Raw genomic sequence first — 9,261 nt, forward strand, 5'->3', positions numbered from 1 at the left:
CACCTGGCCAGCACCAACCGGCACCTCCTCAGCCGGGACCAGCCGCAGACAATCCAGCGACGCACCACCCACCACATCCAGATGCCAGGCAGCCGCATCCGGCACCACCAGCGACGACGACGGCAACGCCCGCACCAGACGCGGCACCCACAACCCATCGGCACGAACCGCCACCTGCGGCTCATCCAAAACCGCCAGGTCATACAGCACTCTGTCGTCGACGTCGCCGTCCACATCGGCCAACACGATCCGACCCGGATTCTCCGACTGCGCCGACCGCAACAAACCCCACACCCCGGACGCCAGCGGATCCACCAGCACACCACCCACAGCGACCGCACCACTCAACGCCACCACCAGCACACCCTCAACACCCGAAGCCAGCCAACCCTGCACCCGCTCCAGCACCACCACCACATCCGGCGAACCGACCCGCCACACCTCCACCCCGACCTCCGAAGAAACCGGCGACGCGCCCCGCACCAACGACCACTCCACCCGCAACAACGCGTCGCGGGTGGCCGTGTCGGCCGGGAGGCTGGTGGCCAGGGCGCGGAAGGCGAGCCGTTCCACCGCCGCGACCGGCATTCCGGCCGGGTCGGTCACGGTGACCCGGACGGCGTCCTGCCCGGCGGCGCTGATCCGCACCCGGAGCGCGGTCGCGCCGACCGCGAAGAGCTGCACGCCCGACCATGCGAAGGGCAGGGCGACCCCGCCGGTGGTGATGAAACCGCCCAGCCCGGCCGCCTGCAGAGCGGCGTCGAGCAGGGCCGGGTGGATGCCGTAGCGGTCCGCCTCGCCGGCGGGGCCGGACGGCAGTTCGACTTCGGCGTACACCTCGCCGTCGACCGCCCAGGCGTGCCGGAGACCGCGGAAGGCCGGGCCGTAGCCGTATCCCGCCGCTGTCGCGGCCGTGTAGAACCCGGCCACGTCCAGTTCCGTGCCGTCCGCCGGCGGCCATTCGCCGAGCCCGTCCGGCGCCGTGGTCCCGGCCGGTTCGAGAGTGCCGGAGGCGTTCCGGGTCCACGGCGCGTCGATGTCGTGCTCGCGCCGCGAGTAGATCTGCAGGGCCCGCCGGCCGTGCTCGTCGGCTTCGGCGACCCGGACCTGCAACTGGGCCGCGCCGTCGGCGAGGACCAGCGGCGTCTCCAGGGTCAGCTCGCCGATCCGATGGTCACCGGTCTGCTGTGCGGCCTGCAGGGCGAGTTCCACGAAGGCGGTGCCAGGGACGACCACGCTGCCCGACACGCGGTGATCGGTGAGCCAGCCGGGGGCCGTCGCGGTGACCCGGCCGGAGAGCAGGACACCGTCCTCGTCCGCGAGGACCGTCATGGCGCCGAGCAGGGGATGTGCCAGACCGGACAGACCGATCGCGGTCGCGTCGCCGGATCCGGCCGTGGGTGCCGGCCAGTAGCGCCGGCGCTGGAACGCGTATGTCGGCAGTTCGCTGACCGGCCCGTCACCGAGCATCACCGACCAGTCGACATGCCCGCCCTGCGCCCACAACTCACCGGCCGACCGCAGCAGCTGCACCCAGCCGCCCTGATCCCGCCGCAGCGACCCGGTCGCTGCGCCACCGCGCTCCCCGATCCCCGTAGTCAGGACCGGATGCGGGCTCACCTCGACGAACAGCCGATGACCGGCAGCGATCAGACCACCGACCACCTCATCGAAACGCACCGGACGCCGCAGATTCTCGAACCAGTACCCCGCACCCAGCTCCACCGGATCGATGCGCTCACCGGTCACCGTCGAATAGAACGGCACCTCACCGGCCAGCGGCGTCAAACCGTCGAACGCGGCCAGCAGTTCCGCACGGAGGCTGTCGACGTGGGCGCTGTGCGAGGCGTAGTCGACCGGCACCCGCCGGCACCACACGCCCCGCTTCTCACAGCGGGCGACCACGTCGTCGATACCGATGGAGTCGCCGGAGAGCACCACGGACGCCGGACCGTTGACCGCAGCCACCGACACCCCGCCGACACCCTCGATCAACGCCGCCGCCGACTCCTCATCGACAGCCACCGCCAACATCCCGCCGGTACCCGCGATCGCCCGCAACGCCCGCGACCGCACCGCCACCACCCGAGCACCGTCGGACAACGACAACACCCCGGCAACCACCGCCGCCGCGATCTCACCCTGCGAATGCCCCACCACACCGGCGACATCCACACCCAACGCCCGCCACTGCTCAGCCAGCGACACCATCACCGCCCACAGCACCGGCTGGACGACGTCGACCCGGCCCAGCCAGGCATCGTCACCCGACCGCAGCACCTCCAGCAGACTCCAGTCCACAAACGGATCCAGAGCCGCCGCACACTCACCCACCCGAGCCGCGAACACCGGCGACTCCGCCAGCAGCTCCACCGCCATCCCCAGCCACTGACTTCCCTGACCGGGGAAGACCAGCACCACGCGACCGTCGGTGTCCGCGGCCGGCTCACCCGGCTGGAGCTCGGTCAGCGCGGCCAGGAGGTCGTCCCGGGTGGTGCCGACGACGGCGGCCCGGTGTTCCAGTACGGCGCGGGTGGAGGCGAGGGCCCTGGCCACGTCGGTCACGTCGATGTCGGGGCGTGCGGTCAGGAAGCCGGCGAGTTTGCGCGCCTGGCCGGTCAGCGCCGTCGCGGAGCGCGCCGACAGCAGCCACGGCACTGCCGTGACCGGCTGCGACGACTGCCGCGGGGGCTCGGGTGCCGGGGCTTCCTCCAGAATCACGTGTGCGTTCGTGCCGCTCATGCCGAACGAGGACACCCCGGCCCGGCGGGCGCGTTCGCCCCGGGTCCAGTCGCGGGCCTCGGTCAGCAGACTCACCGACCCGGCGGACCAGTCGACCTTGGTCGACGGCGCGTCGACGTGCAGGGTGGCCGGCAGCATCCCGTGCCGCATCGCCATCACCATCTTGATCACACCCGCGACGCCGGACGCGGCCTGCGTGTGGCCGATGTTCGACTTCACCGACCCCAGCCACAACGGCTCGTCCCGGTCCTGGCCATAGGTCGCCAGCAACGCCTGCGCCTCGATCGGGTCACCCAGCCGGGTACCCGTACCGTGCGCCTCCACCACATCCACATCGGACGCTCGCAGCCCCGCGCTCGCCAGCGCCTGCCGGATCACCCGCTGCTGCGACGGACCGTTCGGCGCGGTCAGACCGTTCGAGGCACCGTCCTGGTTGATCGCTGAGCCACGAACCACCGCGAAGATGTGGTGACCGTTGCGCCGGGCGTCGGACAGCCGCTCCAGCAGCAGGACACCGGCGCCCTCACCCCAGCCGGTGCCGTCCGCGCCGTCCGCGAACGCCTTGCAGCGCCCGTCCGGCGCCATACCGCTCTGGCGGGAGAACTCGGTGAAGATGCCCGGCGTCGAGACGACCGCGACACCGCCCGCGACCGCCAGATCGCATTCGCCCTGCCGCAGTGCCTGTGCCGCCAGGTGCAGCGCGACGAGGGACGACGAGCAGGCGGTGTCGACCGTGACGGCCGGGCCTTCCAGACCGAACACGTACGAGAGCCGCCCGGAGACCACACTCGCCGAGGTTCCCGTGGCGAGGTAGCCGTCGTGCCCGTCACCGCCGGCCAGGACACTCGCATAGTCCTGACTGTTCGACCCGACGAAGACACCGGTCGCGGTGCCCGCCAGTGAGGTGGGCGCGACGCCCGAGCTCTCGAACAGCTCCCACACGGTTTCCAGCAGGAGCCGCTGCTGCGGGTCCATCGCGAGGGCCTCCCGCGCCGACACCCCGAACAGCCCGGCGTCGAAGTCGGCGACGCCCTCCAGGAATCCGCCCATCCCGGTGTCCGAGCCGCCCGCGAGCAGCCCGTCGAGGTCCCAGCCACGGTCGGCGGGGAACGGCGTCAGCACGTCCGCTCCACCGGCGACCACGTTCCACAGGCCGTCCGCCGAGTCGACCGCACCCGGATACCGGCAGGCCATGCCTACGATCACCACCGGGTCACCGAGGTCCGGCCCGCTCCGGACAGCCGGAACGTCAGTCGCACCGGGAGCCAGACGATCCACCAGCATGCGTGCGACGGCGGTCGCGCTGGGGTGATCGAACGCGACACTCGCCGGCAGCGACAGCCCGGTCAGGGTCTGCAGCCGGTCCCGCAGCTCGACCGCGGTCAGTGAGTCGATGCCGAGGTCCTTGAACGCGCGGCCGGCCGGCACCCGGTCCACGTCGGCGTACCCGAGCACGTCCGCCACGGTCCGGCGCACCTGGCCGAGCACCAGCCGGTTCCGGTCGGCCTCCGGCACGGCGGCGACCTCGCCGGCCCACCGGCTCGCGGCCGGGGCCGCCGTCGCCTCAGCGGGGAGCAGCTGCTGCAGCAGTGGGCTGGGCCGGGTGGCGGTGAACGCCGCCCCGAGGCGCTGCCAGTCGACGTCGGCGACGGTCATGCATGCGCTGTCGCCGTCGATCGCCTCGGCCAGGGCCTGGATCGCCAGCGCCGGCGCCATCGGCCGCAGCCCGCGACGGCGCAGGTAGTCCTCCGCACCGTCCTCGGTGACCAGCATGCCCGCCTCGGCCCACGGCCCCCACGCCACGGCGGTACCGGCCAGCCCCCGCCCACGTCGCCGCGTGACCAGGGCGTCGAGGAACGCGTTCCCCGCCGAGTAGGCGGCCTGTCCCCCGCTGCCCCACACGCCGGAGATCGACGAGAACACCACAAAAAGTTCGAGGTCAAGATCAGAGGTCAACTCATCGAGGTGTACGGCACCCGCGACCTTGCCCCGTACGATGCCGGCGAACTCCTCCGCGGTCGTCTCCGTCAGCAGGCCGACCCCGTTGACCCCGGCCGCGTGCACCACGCCGCGCAGATCGGGAATGCCCGCGACCAGGAGCGCCACCTGGTCCCGGTCCGCGACGTCGCACGCGACCACCGACACCCGGGCCGGTGACAGCTCGGCCACCAGTTCCGCCGCACCGGGGGCGTCCATGCCCCGGCGCGAGGTCAGCACCAGGCTGTTCACCCCACGGCCGACCAGCCAGCGGGCGACATGGGCGCCCAGAGCACCCGTACCGCCGGTGATCAGGACCGTGCCGTCCCACGTCCGCGGCGCGGCCCGCTCCGCAGGCGGCGCGACCGGGCGGAGCCGGCGAACGAACACCCCCTGGGTACGGACCGCGACCTGGTCCTCGGCACCACCGAGGACTCCGGCCAGCCGCCGGCCGTCGCCTTCGCCATCCTCAGCAGGAAGATCGACGAGACCGCCCCACAGCTCCGGAGATTCCAGCGCCGCGACCCGGCCCGCACCCCACACGAGCGAGCCGGACACGTCGGTCAGCGGTTCGTCCGTACCGACCGACACAGCGCCACGGGTGACACACCACAGACGGGCGTCTACGCCACTGTCGTTGAGGGCCTGCACCGTCAGGAGCAGCCCGGCCGGAACGGCCGGGTCCGCCGCCTCCGCCAGCGACAGCAGCGAGACCACCCCGGCCAGGTCGCCGACCTCGCCGGCGAGTGTGGCGAGTTCGCGGGCCAGCGCGCCACGATCGGTCTCGTCCAGGTTCACGTGCAATTCGATGAGGTCGAGGCCGGTGTCGCCGAGAACCGTCCCGGCCATGCCGATGACCGGCACCAGGACCAGCCAGCGCCCCTCCGCGGCATGCGTCTGATCCGGGACATGCTGCCAGGTCACGTCGTACCGCCAGGACGCGACAGCGCTGGAGGCCACCCGGTCCCGGCGCCACGCGGCGAGAGCGGTGCCCAGCGAGGCCGGGATATCGGTGTTCAGGACCTCCGACAGTGCCTGGAAGTCCTCGCCCTCGACCATGCGCCAGAACGCCGACTCCACCGGATCGGCCGTCGCCGCGCCGGCCGGCAGTTCCCGCGGGGTCAGCCAGTAGTGGTCACGCTGGAACGCGTACGTCGGCAAGTCGATCCGCGGCGTCGCCGGGAGAATCGCCGTCCAGTCGACCGGGACTCCGGCCGTCCACAGCTTCGCGGCCGCGTGCAGCAGGGTCTCGGTTTCGTCGCGGTCCTTGCGCAGTGCCGCGGCGTAGGTCAGATCCGGGGCGGTCAACGCCGCCATCCCGGACAGCACCCCCGACGGACCCACCTCGACACACCGCGTCACACCGTTCGACGCCAGCCAGGACACGCCGTCGGCGAACCGGACGGTCTCGCGGACGTGGCGGATCCAGTAGTCGGCGGTGAACTCCTCGACCGGCTCACCGGTCAGATTCGACACCACGGGGATACGCGGCGCGCGGTACTCGATAGTTGCGGCAACCGAGGCGAACTCGGCCAGCATGGGTTCCATCAGCGACGAGTGGAACGCGTGCGACACCGTCAGCCGGGTCGTCTTGGCGAATCGGGATGCCAGGCCCTCGATCGCGGCAGCGTCACCCGAGACGACCACCGACGCCGGCCCGTTGACAGCCGCAATGTCCAGGCCCCGACCGGCGAGCGCGCCCTCCGAGGTCGGCCCGTCGACAGCCGCAATGTCCAAGCCCCGGCCGGCGAGCGCGTCCTCCGAACTTGGCCCGTCGACAGCCGCGATGTCGAGATCCAGACCGGTGATCGCCTCACGAACCTCGGCCTCCGTGGCCTGCACCGCGAGCATCGCCCCACCCGCAGGCAGGGCCTGCATCAGACGGCCACGAGCTGCCACCAGCGTGACCGCGTCATCCAGGTCCAGGACTCCGGCGACGTGTGCGGCGGCGATCTCACCGATCGAATGACCCAGCAGATAGTCCGGGGTGACGCCCCACGACTCGAGCAGCCGGTAGACGGCGACCTCGACCGCGAACAAACCCGCCTGCGTGTAAACGGTCTGGTTGACTGCGTCGGAGTCGATCGCCTCGCGCAGTGGCAGGTCCAGCAGCTGGTCGAAGCGGGCACAGATCGCGTCGAACGCCTCCGCGAACACCGGATACCGGGCGGCCAGGCCCGTGCCCATGCCGATGCGCTGTGCACCCTGACCGGTGAACAGGAACGCCAAACCACCCTCAGCGAGCACGCCCTGCTCGATAGTGGTGCCCTCGATCATCACCGCCCGGTGTTCCAGGGCGGCCCGAGTGGTGGCCAGCGACCACGCCGCCGCGATCGGATCCAGATCGGCTTCCCGCAACCGCTCGATCTGAGCAGTCAACGCCTCCGCCGACCGCGCCGACACCAACCACGGCAACGAGCCGTCTGCCCACGGGCTCCCCACGCCCGCCGCTACGCCAGCCGGCAGAGGGCCGGCGACCACCGGGGTCTCGACGCCCGCCACGACGCCAGCCAGCAGAGGGCCGTCAACCATCGGGCTCTCGACGCCCGGCGCGATGCCAGCCGGGAGGAGCGCGCCGACCACAGGGCTCTCGACGTCCGCCGTAATGCCGGCCGGGAGAGGGCCGGTCACAACGCCGGCCGGCTGCACTGCCGGTTCCTCGAGGATCAGGTGTGCGTTCGTGCCACTGATGCCGAACGCCGACACACCAGCACGACGCGGCCGGCCCTCGGCCTGCCAACGCCGCGACTCCCGCAGCAACTCCACCGCACCCGCCGACCAGTCCACATGCGTGGTCGGCTCATCCACATGCAACGTCGCCGGCAACACGTCATGACGCATCGCCATGACCATCTTGATAATCCCCGCGACACCCGCCGCCGCCTGGGTGTGACCGATGTTCGACTTCACCGACCCCAACCACAACGGCTGCTCACGATCCTGGCCGTAAGTCGCCAGCAGCGCCTGCGCCTCGATCGGGTCACCCAACCGCGTGCCCGTACCGTGCGCCTCCACCACATCCACATCGGCCGTGCTCAGACCCGCACCGGCCAGCGCCTGCCGGATCACCCGCTGCTGCGCCGGACCGTTCGGAGCAGTAAGCCCGTTAGAAGCACCGTCCTGGTTCACGGCACTACCGCGCACCACGGCCAGGATCCGATGACCCAACCGCTGCGCGTCACTACGGCGCTCGACCAGCAACATGCCGGCACCCTCACCCCACCCGGTGCCGTCGGCCGCACCCGCGAACGACTTGCACCGGCCATCCGAGGCCAGACCGTCCTGACGGGCGAACTCCGCGAACACCTCCGGACCCGTGATCACCGTGACCCCACCGGCCAACGCCACATCACACTCACCCGACCGCAACGCCTGCACCGCCAGATGCAACGCCACCAACGACGACGAACACGCCGTATCCACCGTCATCGCCGGACCCTCAAACCCGAACGAATACGACACCCGCCCGGAAATGACGCTGTTCGCCGTACCCGTGAGGATGTGTCCGTCCGCACCGCCCGCGCTGTAGCCGGAGTTCGAGGCGCCGACGAACACACCCACCGGGGCGCCCCGCAGCGACCGCGGATCCACCCCGGACCGTTCCAACGTCTCCCACGACACCTCCAGCAGCAGACGCTGCTGCGGATCCATCGCCACCGCCTCACGCGGCGAGATGCCGAACAGACCGGCGTCGAACTGGGAGGCGGTGGGGACAAAGCCTCCGACCTGGGCGTACGGGGTCCACGCCGGAACCTGCCACCCACGGTCGGCGGGAAAACCGGACGTTCCGTCGGTACCGCCGGACACCAGCCGCCACAGGTCTTCCGGCGACTCGACGCCACCTGGATAGCGGCAGGCCATACCGACGATCACGATGTCGTCGCCGACCACTTGCACCCGTGTCGCCGCCGGCGTATCCACCGATCCGGCCAGACCGAGTGCCTCCAGCAGATGGCCGGCGAGTGCCTGCGGTGTCGGGTAGTCGAACACCAGCGAGGAGCCCAGCCGCAGACCCGTCGCCGCGTTGATCCGCCTCCGGACCTCGACCGCGGTCACCGAGTCGATGCCCAGGTCACGGAACGCCGCGTCGGCCTCCACGTGGCTCGCACCGCTGTATCCCAGAGCCTTCGCGGTCTCGGCCCGGACGAGCGCCAGCACTTCGCGCCGCCGCTCGTCCACGGACAGACCCGCCAGACGTTGCGTCAGACCGCCACCGTCGGCGACATGTTCCGGGATGACCGCGAGCTCATCGAACAGTGGTGCGGGACGCTGCGCGGCGAATGTGCCCGCGAACTTCGCCCAATCCACATCCGCGACCGTCGTCGTCACATCACCGGCGTCGACGGCCAAGCCCAGCGCCTGGATCGCCAGATCCGGATCCATCGGCGAAAGACCACGACGCGACAGATAGTCAGCAGCACCCGCCTCGCCCGCCATACCGCCCGACGCCCACGGACCCCACGCCACCGCCGTACCAGCCCTACCGGCCGCACGACGCGACTGCACCAAAGCATCCAGAGCAGCATTGCCAGCCGCATAAGC

At 71.2% G+C, this 9,261-nt stretch carries 1 protein-coding gene and 1 pseudogene; both read right to left on the bottom strand.

Features of this window, described 5'->3' with window-relative positions; genetic code table 11:
- A partial coding sequence (locus AB0G04_RS43895; RefSeq protein ID WP_360996614.1) for an SDR family NAD(P)-dependent oxidoreductase occupies positions 1–9,102 on the bottom strand: 9,102 nt, incomplete at its 3' end.
- A gap of 75 nt (positions 9,103–9,177) precedes the next feature.
- Positions 9,178–9,261 (bottom strand): annotated as a pseudogene (locus AB0G04_RS43900) (KR domain-containing protein); the annotation flags it as partial.

The sequence above is a fragment of the Actinoplanes sp. NPDC023801 genome (genome assembly GCF_040639655.1).
Lineage (GTDB): Bacteria > Actinomycetota > Actinomycetes > Mycobacteriales > Micromonosporaceae > Actinoplanes.